General features: G+C 61.3%; 16 protein-coding genes. 7 read left to right on the forward strand and 9 right to left on the reverse strand.

Annotated features, from left to right (window positions below):
* Position 1 precedes the first annotated feature (1 nt).
* The 8 genes from tagH to tssA are packed head-to-tail and all read right to left on the reverse strand — an operon-like array spanning position 2 to position 8,860.
* Positions 2 to 1,480, reverse strand: a complete 1,479-nt coding sequence (gene tagH / locus E5W70_RS07110; protein ID WP_292655772.1) for a type VI secretion system-associated FHA domain protein TagH — start codon at positions 1,478 to 1,480, stop codon at positions 2 to 4.
* Positions 1,477 to 2,544, reverse strand: a complete 1,068-nt coding sequence (gene tssG, locus E5W70_RS07115) for a type VI secretion system baseplate subunit TssG (RefSeq protein ID WP_292655775.1) — start codon at positions 2,542 to 2,544, stop codon at positions 1,477 to 1,479. The genes tagH and tssG overlap by 4 nt, the downstream gene beginning before the upstream one ends.
* Positions 2,508 to 4,382, reverse strand: coding sequence for a type VI secretion system baseplate subunit TssF (tssF, locus tag E5W70_RS07120; protein ID WP_292655778.1), 1,875 nt, complete (start codon positions 4,380 to 4,382; stop codon positions 2,508 to 2,510). The genes tssG and tssF overlap by 37 nt, the downstream gene beginning before the upstream one ends.
* A gap of 1 nt (position 4,383) precedes the next feature.
* A complete protein-coding gene (gene tssE, locus E5W70_RS07125; protein WP_292655847.1) occupies positions 4,384 to 5,139 on the reverse strand; it encodes a type VI secretion system baseplate subunit TssE in 756 nt (251 codons plus the stop codon).
* Positions 5,126 to 5,587, reverse strand: a complete 462-nt coding sequence (gene tssD / locus E5W70_RS07130; RefSeq protein ID WP_023678576.1) for a type VI secretion system tube protein TssD — start codon at positions 5,585 to 5,587, stop codon at positions 5,126 to 5,128. Before tssD ends, tssE begins: the two co-directional genes overlap by 14 nt.
* Before the next feature lie 46 nt (positions 5,588 to 5,633).
* Complete coding sequence (gene tssC, locus E5W70_RS07135; protein ID WP_023720342.1) at positions 5,634 to 7,136, reverse strand: type VI secretion system contractile sheath large subunit; 1,503 nt, start codon at positions 7,134 to 7,136, stop codon at positions 5,634 to 5,636.
* 2 nt (positions 7,137 to 7,138) lie between these two features.
* Positions 7,139 to 7,675, reverse strand: a complete 537-nt coding sequence (tssB, locus tag E5W70_RS07140; protein WP_292655782.1) for a type VI secretion system contractile sheath small subunit — start codon at positions 7,673 to 7,675, stop codon at positions 7,139 to 7,141.
* Positions 7,676 to 7,681: 6 nt separating this feature from the next.
* Complete coding sequence (tssA, locus tag E5W70_RS07145; protein WP_292655785.1) at positions 7,682 to 8,860, reverse strand: type VI secretion system protein TssA; 1,179 nt, start codon at positions 8,858 to 8,860, stop codon at positions 7,682 to 7,684.
* A gap of 337 nt (positions 8,861 to 9,197) precedes the next feature.
* Here tssA and tssH point away from each other — a divergent pair, with 337 nt between their 5' ends.
* The 6 genes from tssH to E5W70_RS07175 all read left to right on the forward strand — a co-directional run bounded on the left by tssH (position 9,198) and on the right by E5W70_RS07175 (position 15,111).
* Entirely contained in the window at positions 9,198 to 11,948 is a 2,751-nt protein-coding gene (gene tssH, locus E5W70_RS07150; protein WP_292655787.1) for a type VI secretion system ATPase TssH, read from the forward strand.
* Positions 11,949 to 12,077: 129 nt separating this feature from the next.
* Complete coding sequence (locus E5W70_RS07155; RefSeq protein WP_292655789.1) at positions 12,078 to 12,311, forward strand: type II toxin-antitoxin system VapB family antitoxin; 234 nt, start codon at positions 12,078 to 12,080, stop codon at positions 12,309 to 12,311.
* A gap of 438 nt (positions 12,312 to 12,749) precedes the next feature.
* The gene (locus E5W70_RS07160; RefSeq protein WP_292655791.1) at positions 12,750 to 13,046 is read left to right on the forward strand and encodes a nucleotidyltransferase domain-containing protein; all 297 of its coding nucleotides are present in this window, start codon (positions 12,750 to 12,752) and stop codon (positions 13,044 to 13,046) included.
* 80 nt (positions 13,047 to 13,126) lie between these two features.
* The gene (locus tag E5W70_RS33075; protein WP_366509678.1) at positions 13,127 to 13,336 is read left to right on the forward strand and encodes a HepT-like ribonuclease domain-containing protein; all 210 of its coding nucleotides are present in this window, start codon (positions 13,127 to 13,129) and stop codon (positions 13,334 to 13,336) included.
* A gap of 200 nt (positions 13,337 to 13,536) precedes the next feature.
* The gene (locus E5W70_RS07170) at positions 13,537 to 14,634 is read left to right on the forward strand and encodes an AI-2E family transporter (protein WP_292655794.1); all 1,098 of its coding nucleotides are present in this window, start codon (positions 13,537 to 13,539) and stop codon (positions 14,632 to 14,634) included.
* Between the two features lie 273 nt (positions 14,635 to 14,907).
* Positions 14,908 to 15,111: a hypothetical protein gene (locus E5W70_RS07175; protein ID WP_292655797.1), complete on the forward strand. Its 204-nt coding sequence runs from the start codon at positions 14,908 to 14,910 to the stop codon at positions 15,109 to 15,111.
* Positions 15,112 to 15,201: 90 nt separating this feature from the next.
* Here the strand turns inward: E5W70_RS07175 and E5W70_RS07180 are convergent, their stop codons facing one another.
* On the reverse strand, positions 15,202 to 16,191 hold the full coding sequence (locus E5W70_RS07180; protein WP_292655850.1) for a Tim44 domain-containing protein: 990 nt from the start codon (positions 16,189 to 16,191) through the stop codon (positions 15,202 to 15,204).
* Positions 16,192 to 16,549: 358 nt separating this feature from the next.
* Between E5W70_RS07180 and E5W70_RS07185 the strand changes: the two genes are divergently transcribed.
* Complete coding sequence (locus E5W70_RS07185; protein ID WP_292655800.1) at positions 16,550 to 17,269, forward strand: FadR/GntR family transcriptional regulator; 720 nt, start codon at positions 16,550 to 16,552, stop codon at positions 17,267 to 17,269.
* The last annotated feature ends 10 nt before the right edge of the window (positions 17,270 to 17,279 follow it).

The following is a 17,279-nucleotide window of genomic DNA, read 5'->3' on the forward strand; positions in this document are numbered from 1 at the left end:
CTTACTCCTCCTCATATGCATCACGAAAATCGGCACCTATTTCGCCGAGAAAGCTCTTTTCCGCGCTCTCGGCGATTTCACGATGGCGTTTCTGGTAGAGCTCCCACAGCTTGGCGCCGCGCCCGCCTGACAACAGCGTGCCGATCGCGGAACTCGATTTCAGCTCTTCTTCGATGGCTGCCGGCTCAAAACGGTCGACCATCCGCCGCAAGGCGGCCTGCACGCCGCGCCAGGCGCGCACGTGATGTTGTGCGAGGTCGCGAACCGCATCCGCGATAGCCGCTTCGCCGGCGAGAAATCCGGGGCTGCGTTCGGCAATAAGCGTCACGATTGCGTCGTCGACCGTCGGCAGAAACTTGAGTGGATTGACTTCGGAGGCTCCGACCATTGTCTGGGCAACGCGGGCATTTCCCTTTTCTTCGGCACGCTTGCGCAGCAGCTGCATCAATCCTTCCATCATAAGCCGATATTCGCGGCCGAACTTCTCCATCTCGGCGACGGCGTCGCGCCCGGGAAAATCGGCTTCCGCGATGCCCATGCCGCGCAGGAATGCGGTGCGAAGCGCCATGTCGGCGTGCTGCCTCGCAGGCGGCTGGCGGGCAGGGCTGGCGGCTGCGCCTGCCCGCATTGGGGGAGGGGCATCTGCCGCTTGCACGGGCAGGTCCCAGGGATTGGCCGCTTGCAGTGGCTGGGCGTCGCGCTCGCGCTGACCGGTCGAGCCCGCATCGCGTCCTGGGCTGGGCGCCGCGGCAGGCCCAAAACCGAAATCGTCATTGAATTCCGGCATCTTTGCTGTCGCGGGCTCCGTTGCGCCGTTCGGGGACGACATAGGGTCGAGGCCGAATGGGTCCGCGCGGCTGGGTGTGCTGTCTGGTTCCAGGTAGGCGTCGGCGCTTTTTGACAGGGGCGTTGAAACCGGATCGAGGCTGAACGGGTCGTCGAAAGCAGGCGAGCTTCGCTGTCTGGAATTGGCGCGTTCGAACGCACCCGGGATCGGCTGCTCGAACGGGTTCGGCAGCTCGGCTGGACGTGGCCGCTGCGGCTCTTCTTCCACGGTGGCTGAAAAGAAATCGTCACGGCCGATGCTGACCGGCGCCCGAGACGCCGGCGGCGAGCGCTCCGGAACTGGCCCTGCGGCTGCTGCTGCTGTGGCTTGGGCGCTCGACGTCTGCAGATCGACATACACGATGTAATCGCCCAGTCTCAGCCGCATGCCATTGCGAAGACGCGCCGACTTGCCGGCGCCGAGCGGGCTGTCGGAGTCGTCTATGAACAATCCGCTGCTCGACGTATCAGTGACGAAATATCCATCGCGCCCACCAGTGATCCTGCAATGGGCGCGTGAAACGAACATGTCGGGATCGTCGATCTGCCAGCCGGCATCCGCGCTGCGGCCGATCACCAGTTCCCCCTCGTCAAGCCGGGTCTGCCGTACCGCCTGGGTGCGTGGCCCTTGCTCCAGCGTCAGCAGCAGACTCATGCCGCGACCTCCGCCCCTTCCTGCCGCCAGCCGACTAATGTCCGCAGCCGCATGTCGTCAGCATCGCCCCTTTCAGCGGGCCGCGCAAGCCACGCGGTCCGGGCGAGTTGCACGGTTCCAATACGCGGCGGCGGAACGGCATCGCGCGCCAGCACGATGCGCAGATCGACGTCGAGCGATTCGCCGACCATGTCGCTAACGGCCTGCTTGAACAATTTGAGGCGCTGACCACCCGGCAGGAACGCCTTGAAGTCTTCATAGCCCAGCGGGCCGACGCGGAGCTCGATCCTGCTTTGACGGTTGAAGACACGCGGACCGATCGTCGCTCCCCGACCGAGCCCTGCGTAGGCTTTGCCAAGGCGGGTCTGGAGCGCGGCTGGTATGGTCATCCAGGCAGCGATGAACTCCCTGATCTGGACCGGCACCTTGAACGCCTCAGCCAGGAACAGCGTCAGCCGCTCGGGGCCGTCGACCTGATTGGCAAGCGAAGCGGCCTGGCGCAGCTTAACGGCGTCCAGTTCGGGGTTGTGGGTGCCGGGAAGCCCTATTCCCGCCATGGCTTCAAGCATGGCGCGAACGCGCCCACCTACCGGGCGCTCGACCTGAACCGCCGGATGCGCATCCGCCCACGCCCTGTAATACAGCCCAATCATGCGGTTCTGAAGAATGTTGACGAAGTCCATGAAGGTCGTGTCGCTGGTCTGCTGCGCTTCGGCGCCGGTGAACCAGCGTTGCGACAGGCGATCGAGCACCCAGCGCGTCAAATGCAGGGGCATCGGACCTTCAGGTCCCATCAGACCAATGTTTGCGACCGTAACCCGAGCGGGCGCTTTGTCAGTCGCTTCGCGGAATTCTGCCAAATCCTTGGCGGAAAAGCTGAGACGAACATGCTGCCCGAGCCGCGAGGGTTCGCGCTCCGGCGGGCCTGAATAGCCGAACAACCCGCCTCTTCGTTCGAGTCGGCGCAACAGCTCGAAGAAGTCGAACGCATCCGACAGCTCTTCGGGCTGGTGCAGGCCAGGCTTGTCTAGATCAGGTAGCGATTGCCGGGCGTCATCGGCCATGGCACATCCTCCTGCTTCTGCAGCAGCCATGTGCGGGTTCGCACAAAGCCGTTTATTCCAGCGTGACGGGCAAACAGCCGTGCCAGCAGGGCCGAAAGCAGCAAGGTGCTCTGCCCCGCCAGGACAGACTGATCGACATGCAATGTCACCTCCGTGCCTCGTCCGAAGCACATCGGCCCATCGATCTGCAGTCGTTCGATGACCGACCGGGAGTCGATGCGCACGATCGAGTGCACATTGCGGGCGAGGTTCGGGTCACCCCTGTCGGCGTAGAGCTCAAGCAGCGCATGCAGCGGGTCGACGCCGCGCCCTTCCTTTGCAAGGCTTAGAAAGTTGAGCGCGAGCTGCGCTACAAGCCGCCAGGCGAGATTGTCGGCTCGCGATTCACCCGCCGCGCCCGCCGGCAGTGCTGCAGGGATGGCTGGGCGAGGCGGGCGCAATGCGCCGAGAAGCCGGATCATTTCGACCGGATCGCCGGCTTCCAGCGTCAAGGTAGGGTTGTCGTCAAGGATTGGCAGATCGCGGTTAGTGCAGAGCGCCACGATATCGACGCGCTTCAGCGGCCGGTTAGGCGGATTTTCCGCTGGGCGGGAAATCGCCAGGAAAACGTCATCGCCGGTGTATGAAGTGCGGGTGAGGCCGTCGCGCCGTTCCTCCTCCGTCGGGCGACGTGGGCGCCGTTCGGTGGAATAAACCCAACCGCTGCCGCGGTTCTGACCCAGGCTGAAGAGCTCCGGGATTGCGGCGTCGCTCCCCTCGCTGTCGGCGTCCTCGACGCGGGTAACCCGATAGATTTCGAAGTCCCGCGCTCGCGTGCGGTCGGCATGCAGCACCTGCCGCGTCTTGCGCGGGTCGAGCTCGACGACGTTGCACTCACGTTCGAACAGATTGATGATCGGCGTTGCGAAAAGTTCAAAATCGGCCGCCGCCAGATCGGCAAGTTCAGGCACCGGACGCCTGAAGATGAAGATTATCTCGAGCTCGGCTGTGCATCTGCGCACGATGGGCTGCAACCCCGAAATCCGAGCATAGTGAAAGCGCTCCGGCATCATGAAGTATTCGCGCAGAAGACGGTATCCTTCGAACGTCGGACGTGTGCGAGGCATCAGAGCCTCGTCATCGCTGATGCCAACCATTTCAGGTACCGGCAACGCCGATATTGGGTTGGCCTTGCCTTCCGGTCGTGCACCAACGGCTGAGCAGGCGCCGAAAATCGCGTCGAAAAGCAGTGGTGCCTTGGTGCGCGCGGCAAAGTAAAGATCAAGCCGGTCGAGCGACAGTTCGTCGAGCTTGCCTTTTCCAGTACGGGCCAGCGTGATGCGAAGCGCCGCCTCGCCATCCACACCGCCGATCCGCGTGATGCCGGCTGCCGCCAAGGCGCTGCGATCCTGAAAATAGTCGACCGAGGTGATGGCTATCGGCCACAGCGTGAGGTCCTGGGCGGTGGTGAACGTGCAACGCGTCGAAAGGCCAGGCTGGAGGCTGGAAACCAGCCGCGTATTGCGCTTGACGACATGGCCCCCAATCATTGTCTGGACCTGCTGGCCGGGTTTGAGCACTACCATGGCGGTTGCCGGCGCCGGCGTGACAAGGTCAGGATAGAGAAAATCAAGGACGGCGCGCGAGAAGCGCGAGCGTTCCGCATCGACCTTGAGCCGGGTCCGCGCGGCCAAGAAAGCAACGCCGTCAAGCAGCCGCTCGACATAGGGGTCCGGACAGGGGACCGTATCGAGTGAAAGGTTGCGCGCCACCGCCGGATGCATGTCGGCGAATTCTGCCGCGAGCGCACGGATATGGGTCAGTTCCTCCTCGTAATATTCTACGAAGACCCGATCCATCTCAGGCTTCCCTAAATTCGGTCCGAGCCAAGCCGTTATCGAGATTGATCGTGGTGCGCAGGCGCATGCGTTCGGGCGTCGGCGTCATGATCAACACCGCATCTATCTCGATCTTCAGGCCCACGGTTTTGTCGCCGAGGGTTACCGTAACCTTTGTTGCACTGTCCTTGAGACGCGGCTCGAAGGTTGCAAGCACCGAGCGGATCTCGCGCGCCAGGGCCTCGCGATCGAAGTCGCGGGAGGAACGGCCCGAGAAGGAAGGCACTCCGTAATTGACGACGCTGCGACGCACCTCCGGAAAATCGGCGAGCGACGGCGGGTTGCCCGCGGCCTGTTCGCTTTCAAGGTCGGAAAGAAGCGGAACGGCCTCGAAACGCTCGGTGTTGAACAAAGCCTCGACATCGCGCCGCACGGCTTCCTTGAGCACACGAGCCGACACCACCACGCCACGGCTTTCGATTTCAGCGCGGTGCTGGCTCTGAAAGGCCAGGCGATGCAGACGCCGCTTCTGGTCGGCCGTCAACTCCGCGTCGGCGTCGATGAGCCGCGCGCTGGCCGCAACAAGATTGTCCAGCCGCTCCGCGCCAAGCTCGTCCTGCAGTGCCTGGCGCAGCCCGTCTATCTCGGAGGTCATACCCGGCAGATCGTTTACGAGGCGGTCCCATAAAGAGGGCTGGACCGCTTCGCGCTTTGCTCGCGAGCTGCCGCTACCCAGCGACTTGTCCGCGCCGGGCCGCCGGGCCTCACTTGCCGACATAGACATCCATTTCGATTTCGTCGTTGTCGTCGTAGACGAACTTTATCTTCTTGTAGGCAAAGCTGACCTCTTCCTCGATCAGGTCTTCTTCATCCTCGGCCTGCGACATGTCGTATTCCATGATCGAGGCGTCGGTGAGTGTGACGACCAGGTAATCCTTGGTCTCGCCATCAATGGTCCGCCGTGCCGAAAACACGACTTCGTCCAGGGCCTTGTTTTCGAACAGCGCCTTTTTCAGGTAGGGCGAAGACTTGTCATAGTGCTTGGTGAACTTGATCATACCCAAGGACACGCGACCGCGACGCGAGAGCGAATTTGGATCATAGGGTGCGATCATCTTGTAATCGACGCCATGGATTTCGATTTCGTCCTCATGGCCATCTCGAGTGCTTGGACCCTTGATATCCGGAACCTTTAGAAAGCCATCAATCTTCGTATTTGTGGGCATTGTGTTTCTCCACCGCTTTCAAAAACCAAGATGTTGTTGCTGCAAATCAAGTCTTCACCGACGGAAGTTCCGAAACCAGTCGGAGCGAGGCATTGATACCCTCCAGCTGATAATGCGGGCGCAGATAGAAGCGGGCATTGTAGTAGCCGGGGCGCCCTTCCACGCTGTCGACCTGAACCTCGGCGGCGGCGAGCGGGCGCTTGGCGCGCGCCTTGTCGTCGGCAAAGGCCGGGTTGGCCAGCACATACCGGTTGATCCATTCGGTCAGCCAGATCTGCATGTCGGAGCGCTCCTTGAACGAACCGACCTTGTCGCGCGCGATCGCCTTGAGGTAGTGGGCAAAGCGCGAGACCGGGAAAAGGTACGGCAGGTTGGCGCTCAGCCGCTCGTTGGCCTGCGCATCGGGGTCGACCAGCCGTCCCGCCCTTGTCTCGTCGTCCTGCAGCGAATGGGCGCCAATGAAGGCGGCGAGATCGGTGTTCTTTCGATGCAGGATGGGCATCAGGCCGAGCTTGGCCAGCTCCGCCTCGCGCCGGTCGTCGATGGCGACCTCCGTCGGACATTTCATCGCTATCGAGCCATCATCGGTCGGGAAGCTGTGCACTGGCAGGTTAAGGACCGTGCCGCCATTTTCGACGCCGCGGATCTGCGTGCCCCAGCCATAGAGCTTGTGGCTGCGGTTTATGTTCACGCCCATCGGGAAGGCGGCGTTCATCCAAACATATTTGTTGTGGTCGCCATGCACCTCCTCCTCGAAGGTGAAGCCCTTCACCGGAACGGTATCGGTGCCATACGGCAACCGTGCCAGAACGCGAGGCATGGTCAGGCCGATGTAGCGTGCATCCTCGCTCTCGCGCAGCGACTGCCACGAGGCATAGGCGGGGTTGGAGACGATCTGCTGCAGGTCCTGCGGGTTCGGCAATTCCTGCCAGCTGTCCATGCGGAACAGGCGAGGCGAGGCAGCTGCGATAAAAGGCGTGTGCGCTGAGGCGCAGATGCCGGAGATGTTGCGCAGCAGACCGACGTCGCGCGGGTGGTTGGAAAATTCGTAGGCACCAATCACACAGCCGATCGGCTCGCCGCCAAGCATCGAATACTCGTCCGTGTAGACTTTCTTGAAGATCGGGCTCTGATCCCACATCTGGCCCTCATAATCCTCAAGCGTGTCGGCCAGCTGCTCCTTGGAAATGTTCATCACCCGGATCTTCAGCTTCTGATCCGTCTCGGTATTGTTGACGAGATACCACAGGCCACGCCATGTTCCCTCCATTTCGCGCACTTCCGGCGCGTGCAGGATCTCGTTGACTTGTTCGGAAAGCATCTTGTCGATCCCGGCGATCAGCGACTTGATCGACTTGATCGCATTCGACGAGATGGTCGTGGTATCGGAACGCGTCTGCGCTGCAAGTGCGAGATTGCGCACCAATTGCTGCAGCTTTTCACTGTCGTCCTTCTTGACCTTGAAATCCTTCTCGAGGAGCCCGCTGAATTCTCCAAGATCGATGGTTTCCGCCTCGGCGACGGCGGCGGTTTTTTGCTGTTCGGCCATGGTCATTCCCCTGCCTTGTCGTCCGCCAGTGCCTGGCTGGCGATCTGGCCAAGAAGCGGTTGATTGTTCAGCAGTTGCGCAATGCGCTTTTCGGCGTCGACGCGCCCGTCCATGAATCCGAGAAGTTCCTCGAGTTGGCGGCGCATCTTGAGGATTTCGGCCAATTGGGGCACTTGCTCGGCAATCTTGTCCGGCGCAAAATCGCCCATCTTGGTGAAGGTAAGATCGAGCGCCAGTTCCTCGTCCCGCTCGGCGCCTTCAGCCTGGGGCAGCGTATTCTTCACGCGGGCTTTGACGCGTGGTCCAAGTGCCTCCATGAAACGCGGAAACCGGTTCGCATCGGTCTCGACAAAGGAGCGGTCCAGCACCGACTTCGCCGCTTCCTTCGTCTGCGAAGCCCCCGAAAGGTCGGCCATGACGGCCATGACAAACGGCAGCTCGATGGTCGTTGGACTGCCGTAGGTTTCCACGTCATAGGCGATCTGCACCCGCGGCGCGCGATTTCGTTCGATGACCTTGGCTTTGCTTTCGGCTGGCATTGCTTGCTACCTTTCATCCTTCTGAGCCGTCTTCTTGGCATCGGGAACGCCGGCAAGAAGCCGGAACTCCTTCAGTCCCGACGGGGCGAGATCTTCCATCAGTTCAACAAAATCCATATGCACCATCCGGCGAACACGGCGGGCGAGGTGGGGGATCGGGCTCGATGGTTCGGTGCGGTCATAAAAGGCGACGACGAGGTCCAGGCATTTCACCACGTCGTCGCGCGAAGAAATCCGGTCGGGGAGTCCGGTGCTCGAGTCCGCGTAGCTAGCCACACTTGCCATTGTATCGGCTCCATGACCGTTTCGGGCAGGCATTACCGGTTCTGCAGGCGAAGGGGACGGCTTTGCCGAGCCATTCGCCATCGCGCCGGCAGCCGAGTTGCGCTCGAGGGTTGTCAGCAAACGCTGCAGGAACCGTTTTAATTCCGGAATGGTGGTCCCGCCGCTGCCTTCAAGGCGAGCGTTGAGGGCTGTCTCGACCGCTTCCAGTGCCGCGACCGCCGCGCGCGCATCGGCGATGAGCGACTGCATTTCCTCATTGGCTTGATCCGCCTGTGCCGCGCACCCGGCACGAACCCGGTTCAACAGTTGTCCGTGCGCACTGACAAGCGCTGCCTTTTCGGCCGCATTCAATCCTGACGCTGCTTCTTGCAGCATAACGCGGTCGTCGAGCGCAGCGTGTTCCAGGTCCCGTCCGCTGATCGGCCCGATCGAGCGTGGCGCAAAGAAAGTCATTTGCCGCAGGTTGGCCAGCAGCCCGTCCTGACCGTTTTGAAGGTCGAGCAGCGCGTTGATGCGACGCAAGGCGGCCTGGCGAGGCGACGTGTTGGGCCGCAGCGCCGGGTGCATGCTTTCCCAATGCTGGTCGAATGTCCGCCCAATAAGCGTCAGACCCTGCGCCAAGCCGGCCAGTCCCTGCTCGTGGGCCAGTGCGCGTGTGACAATTACAATCAGGCGCAGGTCGCGGCCACGCGCGCGCAATTCCTCGGCCTTGGTGAGCACTGCTGGCCAGTCGACGGGAATGGTGCTTTGCGAGACCGGCCTGTTGTTGCCGTCATGGACAACCTTGACCTGGGGCTCCGTCAGGCGCTCCAGTTCGTGAAACGCCGGATCGTTACGCAAATCCTCTCCCGACGGATTTTCACCGTCGAGCGGAGCAAGCCAGAGTGCGACGTCGATCACACCGATCCCCCAGTCACCGGCCCTGAGGCCGACCTGCCCCTACGTTATCACACGGTTGCGCTTTTCCACAATTCAGCGAGTGCGGAAAAAATTAACAAAAGCTAATGCAGCCTTGTCTTGATTGTGGAATCCGGGGGCGTGATTGGCGAGCCCTGGACCAGGAATGCGTCGTGCTGGGATGTCAGGACCCGCGTTGTTTGCGGCCGGCGATGCAGGATCTTCCACCAATGATGGGAGCCCACATAATCGGGCATTGAAACCTTTGTTCATCCCGCACTTTGTCAAGCGGCTGCTTATGTGGCAGGTTATCCACTTGCAGAATGCAGGAGCACGTTCGATGGAACAGCGCCGGTCATCGCAGAGTTTCAAGCGCAAGGAACTGGTCGGCAAGCTCAATCCTCTAGGGTTGCGCGCCTTCAAGGCAGCGGCCGACAGTGCCAAGCTGCGCGGCAATCCTTACGTCGAACTCGTCCACTTCATCGAGCAGCTGGTGCTCTCCGACCGCTCGGATGTGCAAATGATGATCGCCGATGCGGGACTGGATGCGAGCCGACTTACGGCCGATATGACGCGTGCGGTGGACAAGCTGCCTTATGGCGCAACCTCGATCGAAGAGTTTTCCGACCATATCTTCCACGCCATCCAGGAGGCCTGGAATCTGGCAACACTGGAATTCGGCGTGGAGGAGGTCCGCAGTGCACATGTTCTGCTTGCTTGCCTGAAGACACCGGTGCTGGAAGGCCTGCTGTCGAAGATCAGCGGCGAGTTCGACAAGATCGACGCCGACGCCGTCGTGGCGCGCTTCGCCGATGTCACGGAGGGCTCACTCGAAGCCGGCGCTGCGCCAACGGTCACCGCGACAGAGGCGCCGCGGCGGGCTCCGAGCGGGGATTCGGCACTGGCCAAATATGCCACCGACCTGACCCAGCGCGCCCGCGACGGAAAGATCGACCCGGTCGTCGGCCGCGATCCGGAGATCAGGCAGATTGTCGACATATTGATGCGACGGCGGCAGAACAATCCGATCCTGACCGGCGAGGCGGGCGTCGGCAAGACTGCAGTCGTGGAGGGTTTTGCTCTGCGCATCGCCAAAGGCGATGTGCCGCCTCCACTGCAGGGAGTGAGCGTGCGCATGCTCGACGTCGGATTGATGCAGGCAGGCGCAAGCGTAAAAGGTGAATTCGAAAAACGGCTGAAGGCCGTAATCGACGAAGTTCAATCCTCTGAAGCGCCGGTCATCCTCTTCATCGACGAAGCCCATACCCTGATAGGCGCCGGTGGTGCTGCCGGAACCGGCGACGCTGCCAATCTGCTCAAGCCGGCGCTGGCGCGCGGTGAACTTCGCACGATAGCGGCAACGACCTGGGCGGAATACAAGCAGCACATCGAGAAAGACCCGGCACTGACCCGCCGCTTCCAGGTGATAAAGATCGACGAGCCTTCGGAATCGGTTGCCATCCTCATGTTGCGCGGCGTGGCTGGCGTTCTCGAACAGCACCACAAGGTCCAGATATTGGATGAGGCGATCGACGCGGCGGTCGCCCTGTCGCATCGCTACATCCCGGCGCGGCAGCTGCCGGACAAGGCGGTCAGCCTTCTCGACACCGCCTGCGCGCGTGTCGCCGTATCGCAGCACGCCACGCCGGCCGAGGTCGAGGACATTATGCGCCGTCGCCAGGCGCTGGAGGTCGAGCGCGGCATTATCGGCCGCGAGGCTGCAATCGGCATCGAAGTGGCCGAGCGGCAGGCACGGGTCGAGGCCGGACTTGCCGAGACCGAACGCACGCTCGCAGCCGCGCAGCAGCGCTGGGAGCGCGAAAAGGCGCTGGTGGCGGAGATACTCGAACTGCGTGCCAGGCTGCGCGGTGACGGCGTGCCGCTCGATGCTGTGGAAGGGCAGGAGGCCGCCACTGAGACAGAGAGCGTCGAGGTGCCAGGGACCGAACAGTCCAGTGCCGGGACGAAGGTTCCGGCGGCAGATGGTACTCCGCCTCCCGATCCGGCTGCCGATCTCGCTCGGCTGCGCGAACTGATGAGCGAACTGGCCGAGGCGCAAGGCGAAACACCGCTGATCCTGCCATCGGTCGATCGCAACGCCGTGGCGGCCGTGGTTCAGGACTGGACGGGCATCCCGACGGGGCGGATGCTGTCGAGTCAGACCGAGAAGGCGCTGCGGCTCGCGGCCACTCTGTCCGAGCGCGTTGTCGGACAGGATCACGCCATGGAGATGATCGCCAAGCGCGTGCAGACCAGCCGCGCCGGTCTCGGCGCTCCGGAAAAGCCGGTGGGTGTATTCCTGCTTTGCGGTCCCTCGGGCGTCGGCAAGACCGAAACCGCCTTGGCACTGGCCGAAACGCTCTACGGCGGAGAGCAGAACCTGATCTCGATCAACATGTCCGAATTCCAGGAGGCGCATACGGTCTCCACCTTGAAGGGCGCGCCGCCCGGATATGTCGGCTATGGCAAAGGCGGAATTCTCACCGAGGCGGTGCGACGCAAGCCCTACTCGGTGATCCTGCTCGACGAGGTCGAGAAGGCGCATCCGGACGTGCACGAAATCTTCTTCCAGGTCTTTGATAAAGGGATGATGGACGACAGTGAAGGCCGACGGATCGATTTCAAGAACACGCTGATCCTTCTCACGTCGAATGTCGGCTCCGAAGTCATCATGGACCGGACAAGGAACGGGGCGGAACGGGCAGGGCTCGACGAATTGGACACCGCGTTGCGCAGTCCGTTGCTGAAGGTCTTTCCTGCGGCCTTTCTCGGCCGGGTGGTGACCATCCCTTACTTCCCGCTTTCGGATTCGATGATTGAAGCGATCGCTCGTCACCAGTTCGCCAAGATTGCTCGCCGGCTGCGCGCAACCAACGATGCGGAATTGGTCATCGGCGATGGTGTCATGGATCTGGTCAAGGCCCGCTGCACGGAGATCGAATCCGGCGGCAGGATGATCGACGCCATTCTGACCAACACTCTTCTTCCGGAATTGAGCCGCGGCGTGCTGAACCGGTCGCTCACTGGCGAAAAGATGACGAAGGTGACGGTTGGCGCCTCAGCCCAAGGGTTTACCTATTCCTTCGAATAAGAGTGCGAATATTACGGGCGGCTCCTTTCGTCAGCTGTGGCGTTAATCGCTCATGCGGCAGCAAGCCAACACCACCCATCTTTGCTAGTAAGGGAAGTGGGTCTAAGTAATGCCGCGAAGGAACCCGATATGGCCGATCCACAGCTCTCAGTCCGTAGCGGCAAGGCGCGTGATCTTGCGCGCCGCCTGGCTCGCCGTCAAAATCGCACCATTGTGGACGCGGTCGAGCGCGCGCTCGAGTACTACGAGCTCCGAGAGGCCGGTCGTGAGCCTGCTTCGGTCTTCTATCGGCGTCTTTCAGCGCAATCCGTTACAGACATCGATCTTGACGCAGTGATTCATGAAACCGGATCAGCCGGCTGAACGGCTGGAGCAAGGCTGCCCGACTGGCCCAGGCGTTTCGCAAACCGCATCTCTGACTGAAGAAGCTGCTCTGGCTTGCCGATTGATTATGGGTGCTGCTGTTCGCAAGAGGTGCAGCATAGCGGCATCCGCTGGTACAAAGGAAGATGCGCCGGCGCCGGTCAAGCACGGGGAAAGGGAGCGCCTACGGCAATGTTTCCGTTCTCGCCGTAAGTGCTGGCAGCTGATCTGATCCGTTCAGAGCCGGCCGCTGTCCAGCCCCGACGGTAGGCACGGCCTTTACGGGCTGCGGCCATCTTGCTGGCTCAGGTCGCGATGAACACGATGAACAATGACATCAGCTGCTTCGTTGGGGATTGCAGGCAGTGTGCTAAGCGCAGCCGGCACAGAAAGCGCGAAAAAGTGGATAAGTTGTGCTCGCTGATATGAGTTAAGGCCATGAACAGAGTGGATGCCATCAACAGGTTGCAGCGGACAGCTGATGCCGTGAGACGCATGGGCGCGACCGCGCTTTACCTGTTTGGGTCAACGGTTCGAGATGAAGCCGGACAAGGAAGCGATCTTGACCTTTTCATCGATTATGATCCCAAGAGCCGTTTCAATGCCTTCGATCTTGTGGGCATTAAGCTCCTTCTGGAGGATGAACTGCACGTCCCGGTTGACGTAACCACGCGGGATGGCCTGCATCCCCGGTTGCGGCCGCAAATCGAACAATCGGCCGTGCGCATCTTCTGAATGGCACGTGAATTCCGCCACGCCTTGGACGATATCCTCGAGGCCATCAACGGGATTCAGGCCGCTGTCGCAGGCAAAACGTGGCCGACTATCAAGGCGACTGGGTTCTCAAGCACGCTGTGCAGCGCGGCACCGAAATTATTTCCGAGGCCAGCCGGGCCTTGCCGGATGAAGTCAAAGCCCTCCAGCCGGACATCCCAGGGCGACAGGTGCGCACGATCGGAAATGTACTGCGGCATGAATATCACGGCCTGGCAGACAATGTTCATCATCTGGGGTGTGGTCGTTGACGAACTTCCCGCGTTGAAAGCCGCCATTGAAGCCCTGAGCGAGCGGTTTGCTGATGAATAGGCGGCAAATCCCTGAATTGCCCTAAGCACCCTACGCTTCCGATTTCGCCATCCTGCCTGCACCGTAACCGCACGGCAGCCGACGCTGCCCTTTTTTCAAGAAACCAATTAGGCTCGCTGGGCTTGCGAGACAGCGAAAGGTGCCTGATCTGAAACAGATGCCGGACGTGAAACAATTGAGATTGCTCGGCGTCCTCACAGCGGCGGCGATCGGTGTATATGTCTGCTATCTGCTGGCGTGGCCTTTTTTGCCGGCATTGACCTGGGCGCTGGTCCTGGCAATCATCCTGTCTCCGGCTCATGGATGGGTTGAGAGACGGGTCGGAAATCGAAACCTGGCCGCATTGATATCTGTAAGCGTTGCTGCGATTGCCGTCGGCCTGCCGCTGGTACTCGTCGCCCAACAGCTCGTTCGCGAGGCGGTAAACGGAGCCAATTATCTGGAGGAGGTCGTCCGTGGTTGGGACGCAGACGGTTTCATGTCTGACTATCCAACGCTTTCGACCATTGCCCAATGGATTGAGAACCAATTCGATCCGGCCGGTTCGGTCGCAGCATTCGTACAATGGCTGACGGGACAAAGCACATCGCTGTTGCGCGGCTCCATCTATCAGGTCGCGATGTTCGGTCTGACATTTTATCTTCTGTTCTATTTTCTGCGGGATCGCCAACAGGGCCTGCAAGCCGTCGCGGGCCTTTCGCCCCTGCGCGCTCCCGAGACAGCACACGTCTTGTCCCGCTTTGCGGAGACCGTTCATGCGACACTGCTCGGCACCGTGTTCGTTGCCGCCGTCCAAGGAACACTTGGTGGCCTGATGTTCTGGTGGCTCGGTCTGCCCACGCCGGTCTTTTGGGGCCTTGTCATGGGACTTCTTGCCATCGTGCCTGTGCTCGGGGCATTTGTGATCTGGGTGCCCGCGGCAGTCTATCTCGCAGTGGCGGGAGCTTGGGCCAGCGCGGCGATATTGACCGTCTGGGGCGGCGTCATTGTCGGTGGCATCGACAATCTGCTCTATCCGATGCTTGTCGGGAACAGGTTGCGCCTCCACACGGTGGTAGCCTTTATCGGCTCGGTCGGTGGCATCGTCCTGTTCGGCGCATCCGGCCTTGTCCTCGGCCCCGCGGTGATCGCCATCACCGTCAGCCTCATTGATGTGCTGAAGAATCGATTGACTGACCAGCCCGGAGAGGCGGCGACGCGCCCTGCCGAGCTACCGCATCAGTCCGTAACGGATTGAACAATGTTGCCAACCGTGGGTGCTCGCCGTGACCTTAGCCAAACGCATCGGAGGCTTATTGGCTCGCGTCCCACTCTCCAAGCGCCTCTCACCTGTTCGACCGAGGTACGCCCACAATGCGGCGCTGGCATCCGCGGCGCCTCGCAATACCCTTGTTCCACGTGACGGGCGTTTTTCTGTGGCTATCCAGCATGATCTTAGCAAACTTTAATGCAAATCTTGGAGGGGCGGTTCTATCGTTCGGCTGAGAACATCCGAGACGGAGAATTGGCCATGCCGATCCATCGAAAAGCCCAGACTGCTGGTATTTTTAATCCATCCGAGCTGGCGCTTCTGGGCCGGGTATTCGACGGGCTCAAGGGTGACTGTCAATCCGAGCATGAAGCGCTCGCGTCGCGCATCATTGCAAATTACATGGCCGGAGTGATGGACGAGGCCGAACTGATTACGACTTCGAAGCTGCCCCTGGGCCGATAGGGCGGGCTTCACCTCGGCTGACAGGCCTTTCAAGCGCGCAGATGGCAGACTGAACCAGTCTCCTTGCAAACATTCAATCAGGCAAGCACATCAGCCAGGCTGCTGTATTGCGGCGAGTTTCCACTCATCGCCGGCCTGGCGCATGAAGGTCCACAGTTCGGTTGTCTCCGTTGGCCGATCGGCCTGGCCCTCAACGATCTTGCCGCTGGTGCGATCGCGGGTCACGTCACGGGATTCATAGCGCAAAGCAGCCGTCGCGTAGTCGCGGTCACCCTCCCGCCAGTTTTCAGCAATATCGGCCTCCAGCAGGCTGACGTCCGAAACATCATTCCTGACGCCCTTTTTGGCGTTATTGGCAAGTTCCTCGGACAGATAGGAAACCATTTCTGGCGTCACCAGCCGGCGCAAGGCAGCATGATCCTCGCGCCCGAATGCTTCCTGAACTTCCGTCAGCCGCTGTTGGAACGTGTCGAGATCGGCTTGGGTGAGCGTGATCTCATCGGAAGCATTGTCTTGGCTCGTTCCGCCATATCCTGATCCAATACCTGGAACGGGGAACGCTGTGGCGTTGCTCGGCTCAGGCCGGGCTGCTGCGCTTCGCCCAAAGGTCCCCGTACCCCGGGAGGCACCGGCCATAGCGGGCGCCGGGCTTTGCGCCGCCTGCGAGCGGAAAAAGCGGATCGCCAGCATGATCGCGCCGCCGATCACCAGTACTTGGAGTAAAAGACCCAACATGCCGGCCAAGCCGCCGAACCCATGGCCCAGAAGAACGCCGATCAAACCGCCAAGAAGCAGCCCCCGCATCATCGACCCGCCGAGGCCGTTGAAGAAGCCTGGACGCTGGAATGCCTGCGGCTGACGAGCCGCATTGTTCGTTGCCGCATTCGGCGTCATCGAGCGCTCGACCGGTGCGGCCGGTTGCGGCGCAACTCTGGTCGGCGGGACCGGCTGGAAAGTGCGCATGCCGCGACTGCCGAAGCTGCCACCACGACGCGCATCGGCGTGATCCACAGCGACCGTGGAAAATGCCAGGAACAACCCCGCAAACAAAACTGCAAATCGTCCCCAACGCGAAATCAGCATAGGCAAATCCTCAAGTGACGCTTTGTCCACCCATATGGGGTGCGTCGATCGAAATATCAGTGAATCGTGCGCCGAGATATTTTCGGACGGCATGGTCGGCCGCCCGCCGGTGTTCACCACGAGAATGTCCAGCCTACCCAAGCGAGATGATCGCCTGAGGAATCCCGCGCCCGGCCGACCGGCATCGGTCGCGTCAAGAGCATCGGTCATGCAAGCCTCTGGTCATCGGTCTTCCGGCGATGACGCCGACGGTCTCCCTGCGATGACTCGAGCTTGACATACAGCTTTCCTAGGTACTATCAACACATCTGGAAAACCTGCCATACAGGTTTGCCCCTCCTGAACTGGAGATTGCGTGAGCACGGCGGTATCCGCAAAACATTCCGACGCAGCGAGCCTGGTCAGCAATACGATCGGCGAGATCACGCGCCATATCCGCGCGCATGAGCTCGGGCCCGGCGACCGGCTGCCCAGCGAGGCCGCCCTTTCGAGGCAATTGAGCGTCTCGCGCACCGTGGTTCGCGAGGCCTTCAGCTCGCTCGCCGCCATGCGGCTTATCGACCTGAGGGCAGGCAGACGGGCTACCGTCGCCGAGCTGGATTATGGCGCCATGTCACTGGTGATCGAGCATGGCGTCCACACCGAGCAGATCACGGTGCAGCAAATCTACGACGTGCGCCGCACGATTGAGACCCGCACCGCCATGCTGGCGGCCTTGCGCAGAACAGCCGACGAAGTGGAAAGGATCAGCACCCACGCGCTCGCCATGCGCGAGAATTTCCAGCTACCGGAACAGGTCATGGAGCATGATCTCGCCTTTCACCTCGAAATCGCCAAGGCTGCAAAGAATCCGGTTTTCAGCCTCATCGTCGGCGCGTTCGAGCGCGTATCGCGCCAGACCTGGCCGATCGGCTGGCGGACCCGCCCTTCGGATGCCGAGCAGTTGGAGATGATCCAGATCCATATCGACCTCGCCGAAGCAATCGAGACCGGTGATCCCCAGTCGGCGCGTGACCTGATGGCGAGGCATTTTGACGAGAGCGTCAAGGCCCTGCTGGCGGCCGGCATCGCCTGAGGAGCAGGGG

It is taken from the genome of Mesorhizobium sp. (genome assembly GCF_005063415.1).
Taxonomy (GTDB): domain Bacteria; phylum Pseudomonadota; class Alphaproteobacteria; order Rhizobiales; family Rhizobiaceae; genus Mesorhizobium.